Source organism: Streptomyces sp. NPDC056231 (genome assembly GCF_048270745.1).
In the GTDB taxonomy this organism is placed as follows: Bacteria; Actinomycetota; Actinomycetes; order Streptomycetales; family Streptomycetaceae; genus Streptomyces.
Window position 1 is genome coordinate 164,641 of the sequence record NZ_JBLVKW010000003.1, and the last position, 26,727, is coordinate 191,367.

The 26,727-nt window shown below is 69.3% G+C and carries 23 protein-coding genes and 1 tRNA gene; 14 read left to right on the forward strand and 10 right to left on the reverse strand.

Annotated features, from left to right (window positions below):
• Nucleotides 1–73: 73 nt before the first annotated feature.
• Nucleotides 74–385 (reverse strand): hypothetical protein, encoded by a 312-nt coding sequence (locus tag ACNPQM_RS04465; RefSeq protein ID WP_418082924.1) that lies wholly within the window; start codon nt 383–385, stop codon nt 74–76.
• Nucleotides 386–753: 368 nt separating this feature from the next.
• Here ACNPQM_RS04465 and ACNPQM_RS04470 point away from each other — a divergent pair, with 368 nt between their 5' ends.
• Nucleotides 754–1,653 (forward strand): bifunctional DNA primase/polymerase, encoded by a 900-nt coding sequence (locus ACNPQM_RS04470; protein ID WP_418082925.1) that lies wholly within the window; start codon nt 754–756, stop codon nt 1,651–1,653.
• A 219-nt stretch (nt 1,654–1,872) separates the two neighbouring features.
• On the opposite strand, the gene ACNPQM_RS04475 is transcribed toward ACNPQM_RS04470, so the two are convergent.
• Complete coding sequence (locus ACNPQM_RS04475; protein WP_418082926.1) at nt 1,873–2,316, reverse strand: hypothetical protein; 444 nt, start codon at nt 2,314–2,316, stop codon at nt 1,873–1,875.
• Nucleotides 2,317–3,167: 851 nt separating this feature from the next.
• Between ACNPQM_RS04475 and ACNPQM_RS04480 the strand changes: the two genes are divergently transcribed.
• A complete protein-coding gene (locus ACNPQM_RS04480) occupies nt 3,168–3,650 on the forward strand; it encodes a DUF5994 family protein (RefSeq protein WP_418082927.1) in 483 nt (160 codons plus the stop codon).
• 2 nt (nt 3,651–3,652) lie between these two features.
• Here ACNPQM_RS04480 and ACNPQM_RS04485 read toward each other — a convergent pair whose 3' ends face one another.
• From ACNPQM_RS04485 to ACNPQM_RS04500, 4 genes are all read right to left on the reverse strand, one after another.
• Nucleotides 3,653–4,846: a PP2C family protein-serine/threonine phosphatase gene (locus ACNPQM_RS04485; RefSeq protein WP_418083019.1), complete on the reverse strand. Its 1,194-nt coding sequence runs from the start codon at nt 4,844–4,846 to the stop codon at nt 3,653–3,655.
• A 139-nt stretch (nt 4,847–4,985) separates the two neighbouring features.
• On the reverse strand, nt 4,986–5,498 hold the full coding sequence (locus ACNPQM_RS04490; protein ID WP_418082928.1) for a DUF5994 family protein: 513 nt from the start codon (nt 5,496–5,498) through the stop codon (nt 4,986–4,988).
• Between the two features lie 248 nt (nt 5,499–5,746).
• Entirely contained in the window at nt 5,747–6,721 is a 975-nt protein-coding gene (locus ACNPQM_RS04495) for an STAS domain-containing protein (RefSeq protein ID WP_418082929.1), read from the reverse strand.
• Between the two features lie 913 nt (nt 6,722–7,634).
• Nucleotides 7,635–8,174 (reverse strand): hypothetical protein, encoded by a 540-nt coding sequence (locus ACNPQM_RS04500; protein WP_418082930.1) that lies wholly within the window; start codon nt 8,172–8,174, stop codon nt 7,635–7,637.
• Nucleotides 8,175–8,826: 652 nt separating this feature from the next.
• Here ACNPQM_RS04500 and ACNPQM_RS04505 point away from each other — a divergent pair.
• Nucleotides 8,827–8,952, forward strand: coding sequence for a hypothetical protein (locus ACNPQM_RS04505; protein WP_418082931.1), 126 nt, complete (start codon nt 8,827–8,829; stop codon nt 8,950–8,952).
• Nucleotides 8,953–9,087: 135 nt separating this feature from the next.
• Here the strand turns inward: ACNPQM_RS04505 and ACNPQM_RS04510 are convergent.
• Nucleotides 9,088–9,174: transfer RNA gene (locus ACNPQM_RS04510), tRNA-Ser, on the reverse strand.
• 825 nt (nt 9,175–9,999) lie between these two features.
• The gene (locus ACNPQM_RS04515; protein ID WP_418082932.1) at nt 10,000–11,478 is read right to left on the reverse strand and encodes a S1C family serine protease; all 1,479 of its coding nucleotides are present in this window, start codon (nt 11,476–11,478) and stop codon (nt 10,000–10,002) included.
• A gap of 197 nt (nt 11,479–11,675) precedes the next feature.
• Here ACNPQM_RS04515 and ACNPQM_RS04520 point away from each other — a divergent pair, with 197 nt between their 5' ends.
• From ACNPQM_RS04520 to ACNPQM_RS04530, 3 genes are all read left to right on the forward strand, one after another.
• Nucleotides 11,676–12,503 carry a glycerophosphodiester phosphodiesterase gene (locus ACNPQM_RS04520; protein WP_358856577.1) on the forward strand — a complete coding sequence of 276 codons (828 nt, stop codon included), beginning with the start codon at nt 11,676–11,678 and terminating at the stop codon, nt 12,501–12,503.
• 53 nt (nt 12,504–12,556) lie between these two features.
• On the forward strand, nt 12,557–13,156 hold the full coding sequence (locus ACNPQM_RS04525; protein ID WP_418082933.1) for an ATP-binding protein: 600 nt from the start codon (nt 12,557–12,559) through the stop codon (nt 13,154–13,156).
• Nucleotides 13,157–13,389: 233 nt separating this feature from the next.
• Nucleotides 13,390–14,355 carry a DUF5926 family protein gene (locus tag ACNPQM_RS04530; RefSeq protein ID WP_418082934.1) on the forward strand — a complete coding sequence of 322 codons (966 nt, stop codon included), beginning with the start codon at nt 13,390–13,392 and terminating at the stop codon, nt 14,353–14,355.
• A 1,103-nt stretch (nt 14,356–15,458) separates the two neighbouring features.
• Here the strand turns inward: ACNPQM_RS04530 and ACNPQM_RS04535 are convergent.
• On the reverse strand, nt 15,459–16,142 hold the full coding sequence (locus ACNPQM_RS04535) for a bifunctional DNA primase/polymerase (protein ID WP_418082935.1): 684 nt from the start codon (nt 16,140–16,142) through the stop codon (nt 15,459–15,461).
• A gap of 474 nt (nt 16,143–16,616) precedes the next feature.
• Between ACNPQM_RS04535 and ACNPQM_RS04540 the strand changes: the two genes are divergently transcribed.
• Complete coding sequence (locus ACNPQM_RS04540) at nt 16,617–18,104, forward strand: PP2C family protein-serine/threonine phosphatase (protein ID WP_418082936.1); 1,488 nt, start codon at nt 16,617–16,619, stop codon at nt 18,102–18,104.
• Between the two features lie 106 nt (nt 18,105–18,210).
• Nucleotides 18,211–19,674, forward strand: a complete 1,464-nt coding sequence (locus ACNPQM_RS04545; RefSeq protein WP_358856581.1) for an aminopeptidase P family protein — start codon at nt 18,211–18,213, stop codon at nt 19,672–19,674.
• Nucleotides 19,675–19,714: 40 nt separating this feature from the next.
• On the opposite strand, the gene ACNPQM_RS04550 is transcribed toward ACNPQM_RS04545, so the two are convergent.
• Nucleotides 19,715–20,254, reverse strand: coding sequence for an ATP-binding protein (locus tag ACNPQM_RS04550; protein ID WP_418082937.1), 540 nt, complete (start codon nt 20,252–20,254; stop codon nt 19,715–19,717).
• Nucleotides 20,255–20,489: 235 nt separating this feature from the next.
• Here ACNPQM_RS04550 and ACNPQM_RS04555 point away from each other — a divergent pair, with 235 nt between their 5' ends.
• The 6 genes from ACNPQM_RS04555 (at nt 20,490) to efeB (ending at nt 26,713) form a co-directional block, all read left to right on the forward strand.
• Nucleotides 20,490–21,296: a hypothetical protein gene (locus ACNPQM_RS04555; protein WP_358856583.1), complete on the forward strand. Its 807-nt coding sequence runs from the start codon at nt 20,490–20,492 to the stop codon at nt 21,294–21,296.
• Nucleotides 21,297–21,477: 181 nt separating this feature from the next.
• Entirely contained in the window at nt 21,478–22,224 is a 747-nt protein-coding gene (locus ACNPQM_RS04560) for a YcnI family protein (protein ID WP_358856584.1), read from the forward strand.
• A 109-nt stretch (nt 22,225–22,333) separates the two neighbouring features.
• Complete coding sequence (locus ACNPQM_RS04565; protein ID WP_358856585.1) at nt 22,334–22,987, forward strand: SCO family protein; 654 nt, start codon at nt 22,334–22,336, stop codon at nt 22,985–22,987.
• Nucleotides 22,984–23,433, forward strand: a complete 450-nt coding sequence (locus ACNPQM_RS04570) for a copper chaperone PCu(A)C (RefSeq protein WP_418082938.1) — start codon at nt 22,984–22,986, stop codon at nt 23,431–23,433. The genes ACNPQM_RS04565 and ACNPQM_RS04570 overlap by 4 nt, the downstream gene beginning before the upstream one ends.
• A 14-nt stretch (nt 23,434–23,447) precedes the next feature.
• On the forward strand, nt 23,448–25,394 hold the full coding sequence (locus tag ACNPQM_RS04575; protein ID WP_418082939.1) for a copper resistance protein CopC: 1,947 nt from the start codon (nt 23,448–23,450) through the stop codon (nt 25,392–25,394).
• An 8-nt stretch (nt 25,395–25,402) separates the two neighbouring features.
• Nucleotides 25,403–26,713, forward strand: coding sequence for an iron uptake transporter deferrochelatase/peroxidase subunit (gene efeB, locus ACNPQM_RS04580; RefSeq protein ID WP_418082940.1), 1,311 nt, complete (start codon nt 25,403–25,405; stop codon nt 26,711–26,713).
• Nucleotides 26,714–26,727 lie beyond the last annotated feature (14 nt).

Here is a 26,727-nt window from a genome sequence, read left to right on the forward strand (position 1 = left end):
CGAAGTGTCCTCGCGCAGGCCGCTGTTCACCCCGTCGCACCCGGCCCCCCGACCGGCCCGCGACGGCCCCGGCTCACCAGAGTTTGGTGAAGTTCACCGTGATACTCCTCTGGGACTGATCGATCATGGTGAAGGCCGAGCCTTTCACCTGCGCCGAGTTGCTCCGGTTCGACGCCCCGGAGCCGGTGGCCTGCTGCTGCAACGTGGACGAATTACCGGCGTTGCCCCCACCGACTCCGCTGCCGCTGATCGTCGCAACACCCGCGTTCGACCCATCGTTCGCGAACGAGCCGCTGTCGGCCTGGGCCACGCCGCTGAAGAGTGCGGCGGCGAGAGGCAGTGCGGCCACAGCGGCGAGGGCGCGAGCGGTACGGATGCTTGCCATATCAATTCCTCCAGGAGCCGGAAGTGCAGCTTTTCTCAAGGCGGTTGGCCGACCGCCCCGGTGTTGGTCACGACGTCGCGAGACCAAAGTTGCCCACCGAATCCTTCATGAACCACCCATGATCCACGATTCCCCCGCAAGCATGAGGAACACCTGATAAACCTCCCGCGCGGCCTCAAAAGATCCGGTCCACGCCCCCACGTATGGATCCGCACCACGCGACCCCGCACACCCCCGAAGGAAAAGCATTTCGCCACATTTCCTGACACTCTTCCCACCAACCTCCAAGAACCCCCAAGCCCACCCACCGCCACGCCGATCCCACCCCGCCCTCTTCCTTTTCTCGAACAAGTGTACGAAAATCGAGTATGGCCATCACCGACCGGCAGACCGCCACCCTGGCCCTCGCCCACGCGCTCTCCGCCGCCGAGCACGGGCTCCCCGTCATCCCGCTGTCCGCCACCAAGCTCCCCGCCCTGCGCTCCCCCCACCGCGGCGACAACCGGCCGGTCAGCTGCCGGGGCGCCTGCGGCCTTCCCGGACACGGGGTCCATGACGCCACCACGAACCCCGCCGCCGTACGAGCCCTGTTCGCCGCCGCTCCGTGGGCCACCGGCTACGGCATCGCCTGTGGACGCGCCCCGCACCACCTGATCGGCATCGACCTCGACATCGATGCCTCCGGCCGCAACGACTCCGCGGCGGCCCTCCAGCAGCTGGCCCTGCATCATCGGTTCACCATCCCGCCGACCGTCACGGTCATCACACCGAGCGGCGGGCGCCACATCTGGCTCACCGGTCCGCCCGGGGTGCCCGTACCGAACTCCGCCGGCCGCCTCGCCCCCGGCATCGACATCCGTGGCGCCGGCGGCTACCTGGTCGGCCCCGGCTCGGTCACCACCGGCGGCACCTACCGACTCGCCCCTGGCGCCGCCGATCTCTTCCCGGCCCCTTGCCCCCGCACACTCCTGCGGCTGCTCACACCCCCCGCACGCCCCCACCACCCCTCACCCCGCCCCCACCACGGCCGGGGCCTGGTCCAGTTCGTCCTCGCGGCACACGAAGGACAGCGCAACACCCGCCTGTTCTGGGCAGCTTGCCGTGCATACGAACACGGCTTCGGCGACGCCCTCGCGGATGCCCTCACCGGGGCCGCCGTCCACGTCGGCCTCACCGAACACGAAGCCCGCGCCACCATCGCCTCGGCCGCCCGCCTCGCCTCCGGCCGCCCCGCCGGCCTGGAGGGCAGCCCCGACCGGTCGCCTTGACCCGACGTGCCGGGCAGGCACACAGAAGGGGCGCCCTCTCGGACGCCCCTTCCCAGGTGATGCGGTGGGTGTGGGATGTGAACCCACGGTGACCCGCGCCACGACCCCTTTCAAGAGGGTGCTGCGGGATGCCTGCCGCACGTGCCTGACCTGCTCGTTCCCCGCTCTTCCGGGCCCATCGCCACCTCCCGCGGTCCACACCTGGTCCACTGGGTCGGCTCAGTCGCCTGAGTAGCCCCAGAAGTAGATCTCCTGGGGCTCTCCCTGGTCGTCATGGAGCACGGCACACCGGCCGTACCAACGCCAGTGGTCGAAGTCCTCGAACCTCGGCACGTGCGCCCGGGTGAGCTTCCGCGCGCCCAGGACACGCAGCGCCTCCTCCTCGGTCACCTGCTTGACCGTGCCGTAGTCCGGCTCCTCGTCGGGCCCGATGATCCGGAAGATGTCGAGGATCGAGTGTGTCCCGTCGTGCTGGACGAGCTCGTGCTCCCACAGCTCCTCCTCGGTCTCGGGCCACGGAAGCCGCTCCTCCTCCGGACACCAGTCGCCACCCGGGCCCCAGTAGTAATCCCGCTCTGCGAAGACCTTCTGCCGCAGCCCCTCGAACGCCCCGACGAGATCTTCCTGATACGGCACGGAGTAGTCCCACCCCGACGCGCCCATATACCGCCCCTTCCCCCACACAGCTCTGCCAGAACGGCCGGACGCTAACAGCGGCCACTGACACCAGCCGCTGCGCCGCGATGCTGATAGCCGATCGTGAGGGGCCGCAGCGATGCGGTGGCGGGACAGTATTTCCCGGGGCCGGGACTCGAACGCCACCGCGGCCGGTTCCCGGCGGAAGGGCTCCCGCTGCTCGTAGAACTCCCGGAGGTGGCCGGCGACTCTTGCGAGCTCACGGCCGCCGCCGGGGCCAGGACTTCCATGGCCGTGTGGCATGCCTCGTCGAGTTTGCCGCTCACGATCTCCACGAACGGCTCGCGGCGTCCTCTCGCCAACTGCGACCCACGCTCTGGCCGTTCGCCCATACGGGCGCGGGTTGCCACCCGGCCGGCCGGAGCGGCTTTGGCCGGTGTCCTGTTCGGGTTGGGGTCGGGCAGGTTCAGGGGGCCGTACGCCTGCCCGGCAACTCGGGCAGGCCTTGCCCGATACAGGGCCCATGACGAAGGGGTGCCCCTGATGCGAGACACCCCTTCTGATCAGCACGTTGTCTGACCTGTGGCGGTGGGTGGGGGATTTGAACCCACGGTGACTCGCGCCACGACGGTTTTCAAGACCGCCATGGACAGGGAAAGCGCAAGACGCTGACCTGCGCTCAAGCCTGCTTCAGGCTCCCAATGGGGCCCGCTGGCCCACACATGACCCATAAGGACGGCCCGGTTGGGCTGTTCTGGTCGGCTGGCTGCCATGGGCAGGGCGAATCTGGAAAATCGGCGCCCGTGGCACGAGGAGTAGCGTGTAAAAGGCGAGGCGAGTTCCGTGATCGCCCCGCTTCGCAAAGACGGGTGATTCTCATGACCGGCTCCGATGCACGGCCTGTTTCCCGGCATCTGCCCAGTGGCGTTCACGAGGCCGTGCAGCCGGGGTGTGCGTTGCTCCGGCTGGAGACCACGGAGTCGCGCGAAGGTGTCCTCGACGGTGCGTGGTGGCCGCGGTCACGCGACATAGCTGCCGAGCTGCCCGTGCTGCTGAGCGCCCTCACCGGCCACCTCGGCCCCCTCACGCGCGTCGGACTGGACACCACGGCCTGGGAAGGGCTCCCGACGCGGGTCGTCGTCGACGAGCGGGTGGTGCACATCGACTCCTTTCCGCTGGGCGACGACACCGTACTGATCACCCGAGGCGACCAGGACATCTTCTCGCTGCTGGTGGTTCCGCCGGACACAGCACCCGAGGCCGCCCGCGCCGCGATGGCCCAGGCCGTCCGGGCCGACAACGTGACCCAGGCGAATCAGATACTCATCGACACTCGAAGCGCGCAGGTGCCGCCGGGGTGAGGTCAGCCGCGCCACTCCACCAGGAGGAGCGTCGCGTCATCCGTGGTGTGTCCGCCCCGCGCCCGCTTGAGCGTGTGGGACAGGGAGCGCGCCATCGCCCGGATTCCGCGGCCGGTTCTCTCCAACTGGTTCACCCAGTCGATCATCTGGTCCTCCCCGAACTCCTCCTCCCCGGTCTCGTGCTCCTCGATCAGTCCGTCGGTGAAGCAGAGGAGGCGGTCCCCCGGCTCCAGCTTCATCTCGCTCGTCTGCGGCTCCGGACCGCCGAGGCCGACAGGGAGGGTCGTCGGACCGGCCAGCCGGAGTGTGACGCGGTGATCACGGACGAGCATCGGTGACGGGTGCCCGGCGTTGACCCACTGAAGATGCCCTGTCGTGGTGTTCAGCTGCAGCATCTGCGCGGTGACGAAGTGCTCGGGGCCGAACTGGTCCGCCACTGCGCGGTCCATGAAGGCGTAGATCTCCGGCAGTCCGGTGCCGGCGCGGCGGGCGTGGCGGTAGGCGCCGATGGCCACGGTCGCCATCGTGGCCGCGTCCAGGCCGTGTCCCATCGCGTCGATCATGGCCACGTGGAGGACGTCTTCGTTGAGGGCGTAGTCGAAGCTGTCACCCGCTACGTCATAGGCGGGTTCCAGGATTCCGACCACGGCAACCCGAGACATGATCATCGCCAGCGGTGGCAGCAGGGCCCACTGGATCTCGGCGGCGACGCTCATCGGTTCACCGCGTCGGACACCGAAGAAAAGGTCGGAGTAGCCATGCTTGGTCACCAGTAGGTCGGCCACCAGGCCGGCGACCCTGCGCAGTATGCGGCGGTCGTGTTCATCGACGCTGTCCAACGTCACTGCCATGACCCCGACCTGATCGCCGCCGTCCAGCAGCGGCAGGAGGATTCGCACGCCGTCGTCCTCGGGCAGCTCGGCGGGGTGAGCGTCGAGAAAGCAGCGGCCCGCCTCGGAGTCGTCGATCACCTGGGGTTCCCCGTCCGTGAGGCCGTCGCCGGGCAGGGGTACGAGCAGCAGTTGGCCGTAGTCCTGCAGCAGCACCTGCGGCCGGCGGCCCCCGAGCCGCTCCACCACGTCAGCGACCAATGGCCCGATGAGATGGGGCGGCAGTTCATGCGCGCGATCGAGGACCTCTCCCAGCAGAGCTTCCCCGAAGCTCTCGGAACGGTCCGCGCGCTGTCCGGCCGTCATCCCCTCACCCGCCATGATCCGAGCCGATCGGAGCGGCGGGCGGGGACGGCGCAGGGTCTGCCAGTCTCTTCGCTCCGTCGAGGGGTCGTTGACGCCCCGGGACTGGCCCCGTCACCCGGGCCCGTCCGGATCGGGCCTCTCACCTGAGTCCGGACCCTCCTTCCGACTCCCATGTGTCCTGTCCGTCGAGGCCGCTCTCGGCGAGTGCCAGCAGGCGCGGAGCCGACAGTGGGTTCCCGGGGTTGGCGGCGGCGGTCAGCAGCCGGGTGGCGGCTCCGGCCGGCTCGTCCGGGGGGATCACCAACAGTTCCCAGCGTCCCACGGTGCCGCAGTCCACGGTGATGGCATGCGCCTCGGCGGCAAGATCGGTCAGGACCACCTCGATCACATGGCCGGGCGCCATCACCTCCTGCGGGGCATCGGGCCAGGCAGCGGTCCCCACGGTGACGTGGGTGACGGTGCCGACGCTCGGATCCAAGGAGCCGACCAGCGAGGGCAGCTCCAGTTCCAGTGCGTCGCAGCGCGGCCACCACGCGCCGTCCAGCGGGCCATGGCTGACGCCCGGCGTGAGGCGCAGCCGGGGCAAGGGCATCCGGTAGGAGCGGCCTTCATCTGGTGCCGCACCTTCGGCGGGCTCTGTGATGGCGTTCATCGTGCGATCCCGTTCCGGGCGGCTTCCGGCCGGCCGTGTCTGTCACTCGCCGGGAACGGCGCCGCCGTGGTCGTGCGCCCGAAAGCTCTCGGTACCTGTCAGGCTACTCCCGGGCGTGGCGGGCGGCGTGGTGCGCAGCCATCGCGGAGAGGCAGACAGCCATCGCGTGGAGACACGTCCGTACGGCGAACGACGGGGGCGTAACCGCCCCGGCCGGTACGACCGTCGGCTCATCGTCCCTCTGCCAATCATCGGCGTGCCAGGGGCAGCGCTTCAACAGACAGGGTCAACACGCAGGGGGCGACGGGGCCGGGCAGCCCGATGACCTCACCCATGTTCTGCCAGCCCCAGGAGAAGAAGGCGGCTTGTCCTGCCTGGTCGGCAGGATGCAGCAGGGTGACCCCGAGGGAGGAGTGCAGGTCTGTGAGCAGATGCTGTTGCAGGCGGCGGGCGATACCGCGGTGCTGAGCGTGCGGATGGGCCACGACCTGGGTGAGGACGACGAACCGTGCGCGGGAGGTGAGCCGCTGGATGATCTCCTGGAGCGTTCCGTCGTACCCCCGGCGGCCGGAGCCTTCAGGGCCCACCGGAAAACCGAAGGCGCAACCGACCAGTACCGTCGTCTCTGCGACCAGCAGGGCGAAGCCGGGGCGGCGGGCAGTGACCGCCAGGCGGTGCAGGAAGTCTCCGCGGTCGTGGTACGCCTCGCCGGCGGTGCCCGCGACGGACTCCGCAGCCAGGTCCGCGATGTCCTCGCGCATGTCTTCGGCCTGCCAGCGGGTCAGCCGGCGAAGGCGGATTCCGTCCTTGAGGACCGGGTGATCCGGCCGACGAACGGGGTCCTCGGGCGCCCGCGTCCCGGTACTCATGAGGTCGCCGGGCGCGGCGGGCGGCACGGGACTCACGGGGGCCGTAAGGAGCAGCGAAGTGGATCCGGTGGCATCGAGGAGCCGGGTGATCTGCGCGCACGGATGGTGCAGCCGCAGGCAGGCGTGGACCCGGCGGGCGCGCCGTGATGCCGACAGGAGGACGTCCAAGCCACTGGCGTCGCAGGAGCCGACCGTGGTCAGGTCGATGTCGATCACGGTGACACCGTCCAGCAGACACTGTTCCACTGCGGCCCGCAGCAACGGCGTCGTGGCCGGTCCGATGTCACCGGCGATCGTGACGAGCGTCCGCTCCCCTCGGTTCCGCCGATGGATGTCCAGCCGGGAAAGGGCCATCACGCCTCCCCTTGGCGGGGGTGCGGACCCGCGCGGGTGCTCAGCGCGGCCCCAGCCACGATGAGCTTGCGCGGAGTTGCTTCGACCGCGGCGGACATGATGCCGACCCGTCTCCACGCCGACCACTGGGGCGGCCCGGATTCGTCTCTCGCCGAGGACGACCCGACGTGGCAGCCGGAGTGCGTGATGCCCTCGGTACTTCAACCGTACGTCGGCCGCAACCGGAAGCGGCTGCGTCGACCGGCGCGCGGCACGGTAGGGGCCGCATCACCTCACGGGCCGTCCCCACGGCCCGGGCTCTGCGGCGAGTGCGCATGCGTTCGCGCCGGGCCCGGCTTGCGAAGGCCACCTCCACCGTTGTCCTTCACCCCTATGACGTGGTTAACCGAACGCCCCTCCCGTGAGGCGGCCTGCAGCGCGGGCGGACTTGCCCCGACGACAGGGCGTCCGAAGGATCAGGTTTTAAGGCGGCTGACTGTGACGCGCTGGCCCTTCAGCAGGGGCAGGTTGCGCACGTGCAAGGCGTGGGCGCCCGTGACGTCGCTTATCTCGTCAACGGTTGTGACCGTGAGATCGCCGATCGGCTCGGCTCGATGATCGCAAGGAGCGGGGTGATGTGGACTCTTAGCGGACCATGTGGCATGGGTGCGGCACGGCCGTGATCACAGCAAAGGGCCAGTTCGAGAGGATCACCCCTCTGAACTGGCCCTTAATCGTGTGCCCCCGGCAGGATTCGAACCTGCGACACCCGCTTTAGGAGTTCGTTCGCCAGATCAGGCGACATCCCGGAACGGGCTCTGATGGCTGCCAGGCCTTCCAGCTGAGCCCGCGGTTGTCCGCCCTGGTTCGGTGCCGTTGATGTCAGCTGGTGATGTCAGCCGGACTCTCTGCCAAGAGCGGAGGACCCCGCATGTCACTCAAGAGGCACGGGAGCTAGGGGGAGCTGCTCCTTGTACAGCCACGTGAATGTTCCGTCCGGTTCGAGGTGAGCTTCTCCCCAGTGAATGGTATGGATGCCGTTCTCCGCATCCGCCGTGAAGAAGACGCAGACCAGCTTCGTAGAAGCTCCCAACTCCTCGAACGCTTCGTGCAGGCCCAGGTGCTCCTCCGTCGCCAGGCCGTCATCGAGGTCGAACAGCCCTTCTGGCGGCTGGGGCCCATGCGCCCGGAACAGTCGACGCCGGGTGGGCAACGCGTTTGAAGGCAACCGAGCACGATCAAGCGGCCTCGGCTTGTCTGCGTACCGGAAGGGGAAGAAGGCGTGATCGTTGATCACTGCGTACTCGTACCCACGCGCGTCTCGCACGGACTCCTCCAGCTCCCGCGCCGTCTGCGCCAGGTGCTCGCGCACCAATCCTGCGAGGGCAACACCGTAGGGACTCCGCTCCTTCAGCCCCACCGCAAGGTGTGCGGCATGAGCCTTCGCGTGCGCACTGGCCAGTTGCACCGGCACGGCTGCCGCCAGCGCGCCGGCATGCCGCCCGAACTTCTCGATCGCCCAGGCCGACGGCGCTACTGGTCTCTTTACTCGACACGGACATGCAGCGTCCCCCTCCGCCCGATTACCCCGCCTCTCAACTGTGTGACACGTACCCAAAGCGCACACAAGAGAGCGATCCGGCCATGACGTGGGTCCACGCGGCTTCCCTCAGAACAGCCACAAATGATCACCGACGGCCGTGACCTGCGGCCGCCTACTGGATCACCGCTCTGAACTGCGGTGCAGCTGCCGCCAGTTGTCAGCGCTGGTCACCAACGAGCGCCCTTCCACGGCGAGTCGAGCAGTCTGTGGACCTGCCCGTTAAAGCACGACGTTGGGCCATGATCTTAGAGGCTCGCCCCAAAGTGGCTGCCTAAAGCCGTGGAGCCGACCGCCCCAGCCACAGCGGGTTTTCCCTGACCTTCTCGCCCGCATGCACGCAGCGCGCCGCCGGGCGCGGCCAGCCGGGGCGCAGACAGGAGGCAGGCCGCGCCGCAGAGGCGGCGCGCGCCCGCGCCGTGCGCGGGCCTTGATGAAGTAGGGAAACTCTTACCGCCCAGTCGGGCCTATTCTCCGGCGAAACCTGTCTAGCTCGCGCGCCACCGCTGGGGTCGATCCGGTCGAAGTGGCGCGGCGTGCCGGCCACAGCATCGCAGTGCTCTTCCGGTTCTACGCGAAGATCCTGCGCGGCCAGCAGGACCGGGCCAATCAGCTCATCGACAAGGGGCTGAGCAGCGACGATGACGGGTGATCCTGACCCACAGATGGCCCACACACCCTGATCCACAGTGAGATTCAGGCGCTCGGGGTGAGACAGGGTGAAGCACGGAAGGGGTGCCTCTCAGTGAGAGACACCCCTTCCGACCAGCACCTACGCTGACCTGGGCGGTGGGTGTGGGATTTGAACCCACGGTGACATCGCTGCCACGACGGTTTTCAAGACCGTTCCCTTAGGCCGCTCGGGCAACCCACCCCTGCCCCGTCCCACCTGGGGCGGAGCGCCTACAGCGTACCGGCTCATCGTTGTGGCCGTGGAACTTGGCCAGAGGATGCTACGACCACCTTCAGCGGCATAGCTGACCCGCTGAAGGCGGGTTCCGCCGGAACGGATCCGCGTCTCGGTGCCGGCCGGGGTGATCTGGCGGTGGCCGGGACGCCGTGGCGACCTGGCGCACCAGGAGCGACGGAGGTGAATCGCCCTGCGTGTCCGCCTGCTCCTCGCCCTCGCTGCCGTACCTGGCACTGCGTTTTTCTTCGGGGCAGTCTTGCTTGGCGCCTGGGCCGACGACCACCATCGCATCTGTCTGAGCCGCGTGTGCGCCCCGGTGCTGGAGCCGGCCTGGGCATCGCGGTCGTCGCTTTCATCCTCGCCGTCACCCCTCGGTTGGCGTCTCGTCTTCAAGGACGGGGCAAGGAGACGGCCCAGGGCCTTGCATCGCAGGCGCGTGAAGCTGCCCGACTGAACGGTCCCGTAAGACCATATGGATGAAGCGATCCGCTGACCGAGGGAAGAAGTTCCCGTGGCTTCGCCTCGAAGGCCGGGTCTACGGGGTCCTGCCTGTGCGGGGCCAACTGATCGCAGAACTGCCCGAGATGGTCCGGCACTCACTCCGAGGCCACCACCGACGCGGGCCCCAGAGCTTGCGTGGCGGTGTGGCACGCCTGGTCGAGCCTGCCTTGGTCCAGCTGCGTACGCGCCGGCCGGAACGCGTGAAACGTGCGGCCCGCACGAGGGGGGCGCCGAATCGCTCGGCACCCCCCTCATCTGCATCTTTCCGAACTGCGGACAGCGGTCCGGTCAGTTGTCGCCCTTGCGCTGCCCCAGGGTGACTTCGGCGGTCGACACCTTGCCGTCACGCTTGTACGTCAGCGTCACCTTGTCGCCCGGCTTGTGGGTCCAGATCTCGCCGATCAGGGTCGGGCCGCTGTCGATCGCCGAGTTGTTGAACTTCGTGATGACATCGCCCGCCTTGAGACCGGCCTTGGCCGCCGGACCGTTCGGCGAGACGGCCGGGGTGCCGCCCGAGCCCTGGTCCGAGATGACGGCTCCGCCGGTCTGCTCGTCCATCGTGACCGTGGCACCGATCACCGGGTAGACCGGCTGACCGGTCTTGATCAGCTGCTGGGCGACATTCGTCGCCTGGTTGATCGGGATCGCGAAGCCGAGGCCGATGGATCCCGCCTGCGACTGGGCGCTGCTGCCGGTGGACTGGATCGCCGAGTTGATGCCGATGACCGCACCGCGTGCATCGAGCAGCGGACCGCCGGAGTTGCCCGGGTTGATCGAGGCGTCGGTCTGCAGTGCACTCATGTACGAGTTGCTGCCGCCGGAACCGTCACCGGAGGCCACCGGGCGGTTCTTGGCGCTGATGATGCCCGTCGTGACCGTGTTGGACAGACCGAACGGCGCACCGATCGCGATCGTCGAATCGCCGACCGCAACCTGGTCCGAGTTTCCGAGAGCGAGCGGCGTGAGACCCGACGGTGCGTTCTTCAGCTTCAGCACCGCGACGTCGTAACCCTGCGCGCGGCCGACCACCTCGGCGTCGTACTTCTTGCCGTTGGAGAACGTCGCCGTGAGCAGGCCGCTGCTCGCCGCGGAAGCCACCACGTGGTTGTTCGTGAGGATGTGGCCTTGCTTGTCGTACACGAAACCGGTACCCGTGCCGCCTTCACCGTCGCCGCTCTGCGCGTTGATGGTGACCACACTCGGCAGTGCCCTGGCCGCGACACCCGCGACGGTACCGGGATCGCGCTTGAGGTCCTGGGGGCTGGACGCCGTGACCGTGGTCGAATCGGAGGAGTTGCTGTCGTTCCGGTCGGCCGCCCAGTAGCCGAGGGCGCCGCCGATACTGCCGGCCACGAGCGCCGCCACTGCCACCGCCGCCACCAGGCCGCCACCTCGCCGCTTGCGCGGGGCTCCGGGCGTCGGCAGCTGGCCGGGGGCGCCCCACACGGGACCACCGTCCCCACCCGCACTGTGGGCGTACGCGGGAACAGCGGGCACAGCGGCCGGGGGCGGCGGCCAGCTACCCGCAGGCTGGGACTGCGGCGGCTGCGGCGGCGGCCAGTCGTTCGAGCGCTCGGGCTGCTGAGACGGATGCTCCGGCTGCTGGAACTTCTCCGTTGCCGTCGCCTCCGACGATTCCGGGCTTGCGGGCACCGGCGGCGACGCAGGCGCGCCCTCAGGAGCAGCGGCCGGCACGGGAGGTGCGGACGGAACGGACGGAACAGCTTGAGCCGTGGTGCCCTCGTTGCCCTCGTTCTCTGTGCTCACAGCTCTTTACTCCTCGGTTCCTCATCAGTTTCGGCAAGAGATGCGCTGTACACGTGCCTGGAGCCAGCTTTTCCCATGACCTGTCAGGCCACTGTAAGCAGGACCTGTGCGTCCGCACACCAATCTTTATATCCGGCAAAACGGTCCCTCGTCGCGCGGTGCACGCGCCGGTCGCCCCACGGTGACACGATGACGTGGTGACCCACGCACGGCAGCACACCCCGCACCACCCCATTCAGGTCATCGCACACCGCGGAGCGTCCGACGACGCACCCGAGCACACCCTGGCCGCATACCGGAAGGCGATCGAGGACGGCGCCGACGCCCTGGAGTGCGATGTGCGCCTCACCGCCGACGGCCACCTCGTCTGCGTCCACGACCGCCGGGTGAACCGCACGTCCAACGGGCGGGGTGCCGTCTCCGCCCTTGAGCTCTCCGCACTCGCCGCCCTCGACTTCGGCTCCTGGAAGGACCGCGAGGAGTCTCCGGACTGGGACCCGGTGCCGGGCGAGCTCACCTCCGTACTCACTCTGGAGAGACTGCTCGAGCTGGTCGTCGAAACGCGAGCCGCCGGGCGCCCCCTGCAACTGGCGATCGAGACCAAGCACCCCACACGCTGGGCCGGACAGGTGGAAGAACGGCTGCTGCACCTCCTGAAGCGGTACGGGTTCGACACGCCACCGGCGGAGGGCCCCTCACCGGTACGGATCATGAGTTTCTCGGCGCGCTCCCTGCACCGCATCCAGGCCGCCTCACCCACCCTGCCCACCGTCTATCTGATGCAGTTCGTCTCGCCGCGGCTGCGCGACGGGCGGCTGCCCGCCGGTGCCCGGATCGCCGGTCCGGGCCTGCGGATCGTACGCAGTAACCCCGGCTACATCGAGCGACTGCACCGCGCGGGCCACCGCGTGCACGTCTGGACGGTCAATGAACCGGAGGACGTCGAACTCTGCACCCGTCTGGGCGTCGAGGCAATCATCACGAATCGCCCAAAACAGGTCCTATCGCAACTGGGTCATCTTTAACATCAGCTACAGGGAGTACACCGGCGCATTCGATCCGTATTCGATCGTTACGAGTGCGTCACTGGCAGACCAATGGCCGGTTTCCGGCCCAGTCCAGGAGGGCATTCACTCCGTGGCGTGGGGCAAAGGAGGTCTCGGGGGTGGCGTTGGTGGTGGCACAGGAAGTGCCCACGTCGTCGAGCATGGCCGTACCCCATGGCCCTGCGGGCGTGGGCCAGGCGCGGCACCGGATGCGCGAGCAATTGCGCAGCTACGGGGTGTCGGATTCGGTCGTCGACGATGCTGTATTGATCCTTTCCGAACTTCTCAGCAATGCCTGTCGACACGGCAGGCCGCTGGGGCGACACACGGATGTGGGTGACGGTGACGTCCGCGCCGCATGGCGCGTCGACAGAACAGGCGGACTGACCGTCGAAGTGACCGACGGAGGCGGTCCCACCAGACCGATTCCGGCCACTCCTTCGGTGACGGCGCGCGGCGGACGTGGGCTCAACATCATCAGCGCCCTCGCCGAGGAGTGGGGCGTACGCGACGGCTCGTCCGGCGAGGTCACCGTCTGGGTAGTGGTCAGCGAGGGCCATGGGGCCGGGAACGGACACGTGCCGCGGCTCGACGGGCTGGACTTCGCCGACGCCTTCGACGACGCGGGCTGACGCCGGCACACCCGTTGCGCGCCGTCCGGACGCAAGGCGGGGCGCCACCCGGCGGACGGACCCCCGTACGGACCGGCGGGCGGACCGCGTGCCGACCGGTATCCCGGCCGGTGTCCCGGCCGACCTTCCGGCGTATGTACACGCAGCTGCCCGGGCGTCTGTGCCGCGTACCCGACACGGGCCGCTAGGCTCGCGGCCCAGACCGCACTGTCGCAACCGGGAGAAAGCCCACCATGGCCAAGAAGCGCCCTCAGACCAAGGCCGGGAAGCAGCAACTCAAGGACCGAGAGATCCCGGTGGTCGGGGCTCGTGAGCCCTGCCCGTGCGGTTCGGGCCGCCGCTACAAGGCGTGTCACGGCCGCGCCGCCGCCCAGGCCGTGACCGAGCTGGTCCACCGCCCCTTCGAGGGCCTGGCGGGCGAGTGCGACTGGGTCGCCCTGCGCGAGCTGGTGCCCGCCGCCACCGTCGAACTGACACTCAAGGGCGGGCTGCCCGAGGGTGTGCCGTCCGTGACGCTCGCGACCGTGCTGCCGATGGCCTGGCCGGCACTGCGCCGCGACGACGGTTCCGTCCTCGTCGCCCTGCAGAACGACACTCCCTCCGGTGACCTCAGCCGAGACCTCGCGGACACCCTGCAGCGTGCACTGGCCGCCGAGCCCGGCTCGCCCGTCGCCGCCCGCCGCGTGCCGGCCGACGGTCCGCGCCTGCAGGACCTGCTCGACCCCGAAGCGGCATTCGAGCCGGTCGTCCACTCCGGCTTCGAGTTCTGGGTCCCGGACGCGGAGAACGCCACGCCCGAGGTGTCCGCATCCCTGGAACGCGCGAACGAAGCGGTGATCCCGACCGTCCTGCTCTCCGGGGTGGACGCCGCGTACTGGTGCGAGACCCCGGAAAAGAACCACCTGCGCTGGGTGATGCCGCACCCCGAGGAGCAGCTGCTCGACGCGCTCGCCCGGCTGCACGCCGCCGGCACCTCCTCGCTCGGCGAAGGGACCCGGCTGGTCGGCTCCTTCCGCGCGCACGGGCTGATGGTTCCGGTCTGGGACCTGCCGAGCGCGATGGGGGCAAAGGAGTGCGAGAAGCCCGCAGCCGAGTTCGCGGAGCGGCTGACGGCGGCACTCGCCTCGGACGCCCCGCTCACCGCCGAGGAGCGCCGGGCCCGTGGCGGACTCACCAACCGCCAGGTGACACTCAGCTGACCGTGCGGACGGGACGACCCCTGCGGGCCGCCAGGTGACTCGCGTCACATCTGTCATATCCGCAGGCGAATCGCTGTCCGAATACGTGAGATCGAATTTGCGCACGGCGGATCTCTTGTTACCGTTCTAGAAGCCCGGTCGCTGGTGCATCCCCCGTCGCCAGCGACCGGGCATTCTCATGCCCGGACTCGGCGCGCGACGCGGTTCAGGGAGCGGGCGGCGCCCGGCGCACAGCACCTGCGGACCGGCGTCAACCCGCCGCAGGGGACGCCGGATTGGAACCGGCCCTCGGCAGAAGCGGCGCCTCCTCTGCCACCCCCTCACCCGCGTACTCAACCACTGCCGTGTACGCGTCGAGGCCTCCATGCGACGAGTGGCGAGGCGTTTCACAGACCCCCGGCCCATCCTGTGCGTCCACTGTGCAGCGCACTTCGACGGTCCAGCCACCGGGCCCCACCAGGGTGTGTACGAAACGGAGTTCGTCACCCGTCGTATTGCGGTAGGAGCTGCCCGCCCGGATGTCCCCTCCTTCGGTCCTGACGCAGGTCTGCGCCTCGACTCCCTCGGGGAACATCAGCTCGGGGCCGCAGCGGGCAACGGTCCGCGGAGCGGAACCGGCAGTGCCGGGGCCGGTGGCGACGCCGAGTCCGGGGACCACCCTGGCGGTCGGTATCGGACAGGAGTCCGCTACCGAAACTCCCGTCCGAAGATCCTTTTGCGACAGTACCCATAATGCCCTCCGAACCTTTTTCGAAAGGTGCATCAGAAAGCCCGTCGACATCAGACTTTGCATAGGCAGACTTTGCATGAACGGGTAAGGAATCGGGGCTTTCCGTGGGTTCGGCGGAAGCGACGAGCGGAAGCACGGCGGCGGACACCGCCACACCCGCCATAACGATCATGCGGAGATTCACGGTGGTCCCATCTGTCGGCCGACGGGAATTCCTGACGCCGCGCCGAAGGCATCGGCGCCATGGGGGCACCCGGGTGGACCACGCCCGCGCACCGCAGAACCCGGATCGGCTCACACCCGAAGGAGTGAGCCGATCCGCCCCGGGCCGTCCACCGACCCGTTCGCACACCGGCCCCGGCAGCCGCGCCCGTCAGTAAGCGAGTCGGCTGCCGCCGCCGGGAGCGCTGGTGCTCGCTTCGACCAGTGCGTCCAGGACGGCTTCGACGTCCGGCAGCCAGGGCGTCGCCGAGCCGGGCAGCGGAGCCCGCTCCCAGCGCACCTGTCCCGCACCCACGCCCGACGGGGGAAGGACGAGATAGCCGCCCTCGCCGTGGAAGCGCAGCGAACTGGGGACCCAGTCCTTGGCATGCAACAGTTCACCCAGCCGCTCGAGGGTGTACGGGGCGACCAGCAGCGACCACCGCGTCGGTGTCGCCACCACCGGGCCCAGCCGCATGCCCATGCGGTCGAGCTCGGCCAGCGCCCGGACACCGGCCACGGCCGGCAGGCTCAGAGCGCACGGGGCACGGCCACCGGTGGCCAGCACGATCGGCGCGGTCGGCCGGTTGTGCCACCACCAACGGACCATGCGCTCGTCGGTGGTCGCCGCGAGGAAATCGGGGTCGAAGGGGTGTGCGCCGGGTACGGCGCACTCGGGGTCGGGGCAGGCACAGCCACGGCCACGGTCACCGCGGCCACCGGCTGCGTCCAGCCCCACTCCGGGGAGCACGGGCCACTGCCATGCAGTGGCGCAGGTCAGGGCCGCGTCGAGCTGAGCGGGCCTTGCCTTGCGCCGGAACCGGAGCCTGCGTCGCCTTCCGAGGATCTCGCGCATGAGCGCTCGTTCCTTTCCGTTGAACGCCGAGGGCCACATCACATCACGCGTGCGTCACATCAGGTATGCAGTACTTCACCGTGCGTACATGCTCTCTATATCTGCGGTACGGGGTCACCTGTCGGTACCGAGCGTGAGCCGAGTCGAGCTGAGCCAGGTCCAGCCAAAAGCATGGCGAGGGGCAGCGCACCGCGCCTGCCGTCCGATGGTGCACAACCTCGCCACTCGGGGGTGGGGCGCAGTCGTCGTAGTGAGGACGCCCGGGCTCTCTGCCAGGTTCCGGGGTGACCGGAACTGCCCCTGGTTCCTCACCGATTACGTACCCCCGCAGGCCCGGAATGACGCTCCCGCCGGGACTTCACCCCGCGGGCACCTCCTGTCGAGCCAGACCCAGTCGACCGCAATTAGCTGCCATAGGGTGCATTTTTTGGCCAACTTGCCGGCCTCGCGGACACCACTAATGCCGTAGGGACAATGCTGGACATCGGCTCACTTGTGCGTGTACATGTGGATGCACTGATAGCGGCGCAGAATGACATGGGGGTTTGCGATGCTATTCGACGAAACGCACTGGTCGGAAAGCCGGTTGCCATGAGCGCCCCTCACCTACCGAAAGTGGCTGGAATCGATCCCATGGTTCCTGTTTCAGCGCACACTGCCGGGCCCCTGGCCGATGTGGCCGCCGCACCGGGAGCCTTCATCCAGGACCGCCTGGCCGGCTGGGTGTCCGACCTCACGACGCTCCATGAACTCACCGAGCGACTGGCCAGAACCAGCACCCTCGACGACGCACTGCACGAACTTCTGGATGCCGGCGCCGCTCTCGTCGGCGCCCGCCGCGGGCTGATCGTGTTCGAACCCTCCGACCGTCGCGGCCCGGTCTCCACCATCGGCCTCGGACTCGCCCATGCCGAGCTCGGGCACATCGAGACGGTGCCGCGCAGCGCCACCTCATACGGACGGATCCTGGACGGCCTTCCGGCCACCGAAACCCCGCTGACCAGCCCTGACCTTCTCGGCGACGCAAGCGTGGACCCCCGCCACCGCGAGGTCGCCGCCCGGCTCGGATACGCCGCCAGCTACGCCCTGCCGATCACCACCGACGCGACCGGACGACTCGGCGCAGCCGTCTGGCTGTACGACGAGCCCGCCGAGCCGCTGGAGCGCCAACGCCATCTCGTCGGCCTGTATGCCGGCTACGCGAGTGAGCATCTGGCCCGGTTGCTGGAGCTGGAACGGGCCAGGGCCGACATCGCCACCATCACGGAGGAGCTGCTGCCCAGCCGACTGCCCCGGGTCACCGGCGTACAGCTGGCCGCCCGCCATCGCACGGCACCGCGCGGCGGCGGTGACTGGTACGACGCGCTGACGCTGCCGGAGGGCGCACTCGGTCTCGCCGTCGGTTCTGTGGGCGGTTCCGGGCCGAGCGCCCTGGCCGCCATGGGCCGGCTGCGGGCGGGCCTGCGGGCGTACGCGGTGATGGAGGGCGAGGACCCGGTCGCCGTCCTGTCCGATCTGGAACTGCTGCTGCGGCTGACCGAACCCGCCCGGTCCGCGACCGCGCTCTTCGCCTACTGCGAACCCGCCCGCCACAGGATCCTGCTGGCCGGCGCAGGGCACACCCCGCCGCTGGTGATCGGCGGCAGGCGCACGGAGTTCGTCGAGACCTCGTTGTCCGCACCCCTGGGCATGCTTGCCTGCTGGGAAGCGCCGAGCGTGGAAATCCCCCTGGCGCCCGGCGAGACCGTGCTGCTCTACACCGACGGGCTGTTGCGCCGTACCGGCGACTCGATGGACAGGGCGTTCGCACGGCTGCACTCGGCAGCCGCGAGCGTGCCGAGGGCGCTGCGTCACGACGCCGGGTTCGTCGCCGACCACGTCCTGCGGACCGTCCTTCCGGACGGGCTCGACCTGGCCGACGGCACGGAGGACGTCGTGATCCTCGCGGCACGCTTCGACTGAGTGGTGACTCCCGGCTTCCGGTGTAACAGGTCCTACGGCCCTGGGCCCCCTTCCGTGCGCCCGTACGATGGACGGGATCCAGTGTCGTATCAAGGAGAGTCAAGCCGTGTCTGAGGAGCTCATCCCGGAGAACCCGGAGACCGAAGAGACCGAGACGGTCAAGCAGCGGAAGAACGGCCTGTACCCGGGCGTCTCCGATGAACTCGCCGCCGGCATGAAGTCGGGCTGGGCCGACACCGAGCTGCACGGCCTCGAGCCGATCGCGCAGGCCGGTCACACCGCCGACCGCCGCGCCGCGCTGTCCGCCCGCTTCCCCGGCGAGCGTCTGGTCATTCCCGCAGGCAAGCTGAAGACCCGCGCCAACGACACCGAGTACGCCTTCCGCGCGTCCACCGAGTACGCGTACCTCACCGGCGACCAGACCCAGGACGGTGTGCTCGTCCTGGAGCCGAAGGGCGACGGCCACGAGGCGACGATCTACCTGCTGCCGCGCTCCAACCGGGAGAACGGCGAGTTCTGGCTCGACGGCCAGGGCGAGCTGTGGGTCGGCCGCCGCCACTCCCTCACCGAGGCCGAGCAGCTGCTGGGCCTCCCGGCGAAGGATGTACGCGAGCTCCCGGCCGCGCTGGCCGAGGCCACCGGCCCGGTCCGCAACCTCCGCGGCCACGACGCGGGCATCGAGGCCGCACTCACCGACAAGGTCACCGCGGAGCGCGACGAGGAGCTGAAGGTCTACCTCTCCGAGGCGCGACTGATCAAGGACGCCTTCGAGACGGCAGAGCTGCAGAAGGCCTGCGACGCCACCGCGCGCGGCTTCGAGGATGTCGTGAAGGTCCTCGACAAGGCCGAGGCCACCAGCGAGCGCTACATCGAAGGAACGTTCTTCCTGCGCGCCCGCGTCGAGGGCAACGACATCGGCTACGGCTCGATCTGCGCGGCCGGCCCGCACGCCACCACCCTGCACTGGGTGCGCAACGACGGCCCCGTGCGCTCCGGCGAGCTGCTGCTCCTCGACGCCGGCGTCGAGACCAACGACCTCTACACCGCCGACGTGACCCGGACCCTTCCCATCAACGGCACGTTCACGCCGCTGCAGCGGAAGATCTACGACGCGGTGTACGAGGCCCAGGAGGCGGGCATCGCCGCCGTCAAGCCGGGCGCGGCCTTCCGCGACTTCCACGACGCCGCGCAGCGTGTGCTCGCCGAGAAGCTCGTCGCCTGGGGCCTGCTGGGCGACCTCTCCGTGGAGAAGGTCCTGGAGCTGGGTCTCCAGCGCCGCTGGACCCTGCACGGCACGGGCCACATGCTCGGCATGGACGTCCATGACTGCGCCGCCGCGCGCACGGACACGTACGTCAACGGAACGCTGGAGGCCGGCATGTGCCTCACCGTCGAACCGGGCCTGTACTTCCAGGCCGACGACCTGACCGTGCCGGAGGAGTACCGCGGCATCGGCGTCCGGATCGAGGACGACATCCTCGTCACCGAGGACGGCAACCGGAACCTCTCCGACAAGCTGCCGCGCCAGGCCGACGAGATCGAGGCCTGGATGGCCCAGCTCAAGGGCTGACCACCAGGAATCCGCACCCGTGCGCCGGAGGGCGCCCTGCTCAGGACACCATGAGCAGGGCGCCCTCCCGCCATTTCAGAACCTTGTCGAAGCTCACCACCGCGCCACGGCCCGGCCGGTTGCCGAAGTGGACATGATCGGCGAGCTGCTCGATCAGACAGAGCCCTCGGCCGTCCTCGGCGTCGACGGGCGGCAGGAACTGCTGCTGGTGTTGATCCGACTGCGGCTGATCAGCAGTGCGAAGGGCGCACCGCGCGGGGAAACCGGGCCCCGAGTCGGCGACTTCGATACGGCATTTCTCGCCGTCCAGATACGCGGTGACCCGGTACTGCCCGGAGGCCGAACCGGACTGCTCGTCCCAGGCGTCCCATGTGTCCCAAGAGGCCCCGGGGGCGTCCGCGTCTCTCCGGTCCCCGCCGTGCTCGACGGCATTCGCACAGGCTTCGCTGAGCGCGACCGACAGATCGAAGGAGATGTCCGGATCCACGCCGGCGGTCTCCATGGTGCCGAGCAGGAAACGACGGGCGAGCGGAACGCTCGCAGCTTCGCGCCGCAGATGCAGTGACCACCACATGCTCATGCTCCAGCCTCCTGGCTGCGGCTCGACATACCGATACGTATTGCCGCACTGGGCGGTTCGTAAGCACAGACCTGATGTGAAACCGCTCATCCGGCGGATACCCGCACTTGGAGCACCCGTGTATGCCCGTGTATGCCGGGCCCGACAGCAGGAACGCCGCGCACCCAATCGGGCGGAAGGACCTTCCGGGCCTGCCGTACCGATTTCCGGGGCGCAGTGCGATGATGGCCCGGCCATGTCTACGCCTGTCGCACACGCCGGAGCCGGTCTGCGGCTCCTGAGGGCCGCGGTGTTCACCGCGGTCTGTGTCGCGCTGTCCGCGGCAGGACACGCAGTGGCCTCCTGCGCCGACGTCCCCTGGTGGACGCTGCTCGCAGGCTTCCTCGGAGTCTTCGCGGTGGTGGTGGCGCTCGCCGGACGCGAGCGTTCCCTGCCGTCCATCGCCGCCACCCTGGCCGGTGGACAGCTCGCCCTGCACACCCTGTTCGGGCTGGGCGCGCACAGCGCGTCCGGTACGCCGACGCAGGCAGCGGCAGACAATGGCTCCCTGATCCGGTTCGCCGCAAGCTTGGTGTGCGGCGCCGGACCGGCGCAGCTGAACTCGGCCGAAGCCCACCGCATCGTCAGCAGCGCGGGCATCGACCCGGCGACGGTGACACGCATGGACCATCAGTCCATGGCCGCCGCCGGAACCGACCCGACGCTCACGGGTCTGCTGCCCAGCCTGCCCATGCTGCTCGGCCATCTACTGGCCGCGCTGGCCACGGGCTGGCTGCTGCGGCGCGGCGAGATCGCCTTGTTCAAGCTGGCCAGGCTGTCCGCACACGGCGCCCAGCAGCTCGCGGCCGAGACCCGGTTGCGCGCGCTGCGGGCCGCGCTCGTTCTCGTACGAGCGCTGCGGGCCGGTCTCCTGGTTGAGGCGGCGACCGGGCCGCGCGCCCCCCGTACCGCAGCCGACGCACCGGCGCCGGTCACCGGCGATCCACTGCAGCACCAGGTGATCAGGCGCGGGCCGCCGTCCGTATTCACCCTCGCAGCCTGACGCGACACCCTCCGCTCGCAGCACGCACGAACCGTTCGCGGTCATCACCCGGCCCATGCCTGGTGGCGCCCGCCCGGCACGTTGCACGCACGCCGCACGTGAGGAAGAGGTGTCGCGATGCCGTCGCGCACCCGTGCGGCGGAGCACCCTCCCTTCGTGCTTCTGTGGAGTGATTACTGCCATGAACGTTTCCCGCATCGCCCTGGTCGGCGGCGTCGCCGCCTCCACCGTGCTGCTCCTCGCCGGTACTGCCTCCGCGCACGTCAGCGTGCAACCCCAGGGGGAGGCAGCCAAGGGCGGCTACGCCACGATCAACTTCAAGGTCCCCAACGAGCGCGACGACGCCTCCACGACCAAGCTCGAGGTCAACTTCCCGACCGACCACCCGCTGGCCTCCGTGATGCCGCAGCCGGTGCCCGGCTGGAAGATCGACGTCACCAAGAGCAAGCTGGCGAAGCCGCTGGACATGCACGGCCAGAAGATCAACGAGGCCGTCTCCAAGGTCACCTGGACCGCCGAGGGCAGCAAGAACGACCTCGGTATCCGCCCGGGCGAGTTCCAGCAGTTCCCGCTCTCCGTCGGCCAGCTCCCCGAGGACGCCGACCAATTGGTCTTCAAGGCCATCCAGACGTACGACAACAAGGAAGTCGTCCGCTGGATCGAGGAGCAGAAGGACGGCGCCGAGGAGCCCGAGAGCCCGGCGCCGGTCCTCAAGCTGACCGCCGCGACCACCGACGAGCACGGCAGCACCGCCGACGACAAGAGCAGCGCGGCGACCGCTGACGAGAAGAAGGGCGAGCACACGGAAGCTGCCTCCGCCCCGTCCTCCAGTGACACCACCGCCCGAGTCCTCGGAGTGGTCGGCATCGTCATCGGCATCGCGGGGGTGGCCTTCGGCTTCCTCGCAGGCCGCCGCCGCAACGCCTGAGACCCCCGGCCCTCTCTTCCGGATCGGGCCGCGCCCAGGAGCCCGGCCCGATCCGGAAGAGGGCCCCGAGCCCCACCGTTTTCACCGACCCACCAGGAATCAGCGATCCATGCGTAAGAAAACTGTGCTGGTCGCGGCGTTCGTCGCCGCGGCCGCACTCACCCTGTCGGCCTGCGGCACCAGCGACGACAGTGCCAAGAAGCCCGTCGCCGATGTCTCCGCGGAGGCGAAGACCAAGGCCGCGACGGTGCTCGACCAGCCGTTCACCAAGCCGAATCTGGTCCTGACCGACACCCACGGCAAGAAGTACGACCTGCGCGAGCAGACCAAGGGCAGGCCGACGCTCATCTACTTCGGCTACACCAACTGTCCCGATGTCTGCCCGCTGATCATGAGCAACATCGCCATCGCCAAGAAGTCCTTGCCCAAGGCCGACCAGGACAAGCTGCGGGTCGTCTTCGTCACCACCGACCCCGAGCGGGACACCCCGTCCTCGCTGGGCAGCTGGCTCAAGGCCCAGGACGCCTCCTTCATCGGCCTCACCGGCGACTTCCCGACCATCCAGGCGGGCGCACGCCAGATCGGCATCGGCATCGACCCGCCGAAGAAGGAGAAGGACGGCACGGTCGTCTCGATGCACGGGTCGCAGGTCATCGCGTTCTCCCCGAAGACCGACAAGGGGTACGTGCTGTACAGCGAGGACACCTCGCCCGATGACTACACCAAGGACCTCCCCAAGATCATCAAGGGGGAGAACCCGTGAACCGCCGCACCACCCTCGCCGGCACCCTCGCCCTCACCACCGGGCTGGCGCTTGCGGGATGCTCCGCCTCGAACAGCAAGCCCGAGCTGAAGGTGACCGGCGCGTTCATGCCGCAGCCCGTCAGCGACATGGCAGCGGGCTTCCTCGTCGTGCAGAACACCGGCGGCAGCTCCGACCGGCTCATGTCGGTCACCAGCCCGCTCTCGGACCACGTCACGATCCACGAGACGAAGAACCAGACGATGCGCATGGTGACGTCCTTCGAGGTGCCCGCGGACGGCGAGCTGGATCTGGAGCGCGGCGGGAGCCACATCATGTTCACCGCGCTCAAGGAGCGGCCCAAGCAGGGCGAGACGGTGCCCGTGGAACTGCACTTCGAGAAGGCCGACCCGATAACGGTTGACCTTCCCGTGAAGGAGACCACCCACAACCCGAAGAAGCAGTGAGGGACTGACACACCATGACAGCCACCGCCCCGCACTTCGGGCCGTCCCCGTCCGTACGCCCGGTGCGCCGGCCACTCGCCGCGGCCGCACTCGTCGCCGCGCTCGTCACCATGGTGGCGGGCCTGCTGCTGGGCGGCGCGGCACCCGCGTCCGCACATGCCGCACTCACCGGGAGCGATCCGCAGGACGGGGCGGTGGTCGCCACCGCACCCAAGGAGGTCACGCTCACCTTCTCCGAGCAGGTCGCCATGGGCGACGGTTCCATCCGGGTCCTGGACCCCGGCGGCAAACGCGCCGACACCGGTGCGGCCCCGCGTGATCTGCAGAGCGGCTCCACCGTGAAGTACGGCGTCACGCTCCACTCCGGGCTGCCCGACGGTACGTACACCGTGGCCTGGCAGGCAGTCTCCGCGGACAGCCACCCGGTCTCCGGTGCCTTCACCTTCTCCATCGGGGCCCCCTCCGAGACCACCGTCGCCCTCCCGTCGGACAAGGCCGGCGGTGGCCTGGTCGGCACGCTCTACGACATCGCGCGGTACGCCGCGTACGCCGGGTTCATCGTGCTGGCCGGTGGCGCGGCCTTCATCCTGGCCTGCTGGCAGCGCGGGGCGGGCGCACGCCCGCTGCAGCGTCTGGTCGTGCGCGGCTGGCTGACCCTCACCGCGGCCACCCTGGCCATGCTGTTCCTGCGGAGCCCGTACACCGGCTCCGGGAAGCTCGCGGACGCCTTCGACCTGGACGGCCTGAAGGCCGTGCTCGACACCAAGCCCGGGGCCGCGTTGGTCTCACGGCTGCTTCTGCTCGGAGCCGCCGCACTCTTCATCGCCGTCCTGTTCGGGGCGTACACGAAGCGCGAGGACGAGCGGGAGAAGAAGGACCTCACGTTCGGACTGGCCATCGGCGGCGCGGTCATCGCCGCCGGGATCGCCGGAACGTGGGCGCTCGCCGAGCACGCCTCGACCGGCATCCAGCCCGGTATCGCCATGCCGGTCGACGTACTGCATCTGCTTGCCGTCGCCGCCTGGCTGGGCGGACTCGCAGCGCTCCTGGTCGCGCTGTACCGGACGCCGGACATCGAAGCCACGGCAGTACGGCGCTTCTCGCGTATCGCGTTCGGCAGCGTGCTCGTACTCACCGCGACCGGGCTCTACCAGTCCTGGCGCCAGGTGGGCTCCTGGTCCGCGCTCACGGGCACGAGGTACGGGCAGTTGCTGCTCGTGAAGGTGGGACTCGTCGCCGTACTGGTCGGGGTCGCGTGGATCTCACGGCAATGGACGGCTCGGCTGACGGCGGCCCCGACCGAGGTCGGGACCGCGGTGGACCCCCAGATGGAAGCGGATGCCTCCGCCGAGGCGGAGAGCGAACCTGCGGGCGAGCCCGCGGACCCGTCACGGGCCGCCCAGCTCGCCCGGCAGAAAGCCGCTGTGACAACCGCCACGAAGAAGCGGATCCGCGATGCCGACCGCGAGCGGTCCGGACTCCGCCGCTCCGTGCTGGTGGAAGTGGGCGTCGCGGTGGCGCTGTTGGCGGTGACGACCGTACTGACCTCGACCGAGCCGGGACGGACCGAGGAGGAAGCGGCCCGGGCCTCGACCGGCGCATCCGCGCCCGCGGCCGTAGGACCCGTGACGCTGAGCCTGCCGTTCGACACCGGAGGCCGGAACGGCAAGGGCACGGTCCGGATGGACATCGACCCCGGCCGTACCGGCGCCAACGGGGTTCACCTCTGGATCGACGGACCCGACGGACAGCCCATGGACGTCCCCGAGGTGAAGCTCGCCTTCACCCTGAAGTCCAAGGACATCGGGCCGCTGCCCGTACTCCCCGACCGGCTCACCGAGGGGCACTGGACGGCGAACGGCATCCAGATCCCGATGGCCGGCGACTGGACGGTCGCGGTGACGGTCCGCACGTCGGACATCGATCAGACCACTGTGGGCAAGAACGTGAAGATCGGCTGAGCAGGATCGTGAGCACAGACAACAAGAAGAGCGGAAACAACGGGGAGAGCTCCACCGGCGAGATCTCCCGGCGGCGGTTGCTCGGCACCGTGGGTGCGGCCGGGGCGACCGGAGTGGTGCTGGGCGCGGCAAGTGGTGCGATCGGTTACGCCGCAGCCAGCCCCGACGAACCGAGAGCACTGACGACGGTCGGCTCGAGCGAGGAGAAGTTTCACGGGAAACATCAACCCGGGATCACCACTCCGCTTCAGGCATGTGGGCATCTCATCGCCTTCGACCTGGCACCCGGCGCCGGGCGGAAGGAAGCCGCCGCCCTGATGCGCCGCTGGTCGGCCGTGGCCCAGCGCCTGATGGCCGGCGAACCCACCCATGGGGGCAGCGCGGACGGCACGGAACACGACACCGGGATAGCGCTGGACGCCGGACCCTCCTCATTGACCATCACCTTCGGCTTCGGCCACACCTTCTTCGAACACACGGGCCTGGTGGACCACCGGCCACCCGGGCTGGATCCCCTGCCGCCGTTCTCCGCCGACCGGCTCGACGCCAAGCGCTCCCACGGCGACCTCTGGGTGCAGATCGGCGCCGACGACGCGCTCGTCGCCTTCCACGCCCTGCGCGCCGTCCAGAAGGAGGCCGCCACAACGGCCCGGGTCCGCTGGCAGATGAACGGCTTCAACCGCACCCCCGGTGCCACGCTTGCGCCGGCAACCGCCCGCAATCTGATGGGGCAGATCGACGGCACCGGGAACCCGAAACCCTCGGAGAGCGACTTCGACCGGCGCATCTTCGTACCGTCTCAGCCGCAGGCGGGCGGCGAGGCGAAGTACGCCTGGCTGGTCGGTGGCTCCTACGCGGTCGTACGGCGGATCCGGATGCTGCTCGACGACTGGGAGAAACTCCCGGTGGCGCACCAGGAGCGGGTCATAGGGCGGCGCAAGTCGGACGGCGCGCCGCTGAGCGGTGGCACCGAGACCACCCCGATGGACCTCGACAAGGCGGGCCCCGACGGCAGGCTGCTGATCCCGGACAACGCCCACGCCCGGATCTCCTCCCCCGAGCGGAACAGCGGGGCTGCGATGCTGCGGCGCCCCTTCTCCTACCACGACGGCATCGCAGCCGACGGCACTCCCGACGCCGGGCTGCTGTTCATCTGCTGGCAGGCGGATCCGCTGAGGGGATTCGTACCGGTGCAGCGCAAACTCGACCGGGGCGATGCGCTGTCGCCGTTCGTCCGGCACGAGGCGAGCGGCCTCTTCGCAGTGCCGGGCGGTGCGGCGAAAGGGGAATACGTGGGACAGCGGCTCCTGGAGTCCTGAGCGCGCAAGGCGCA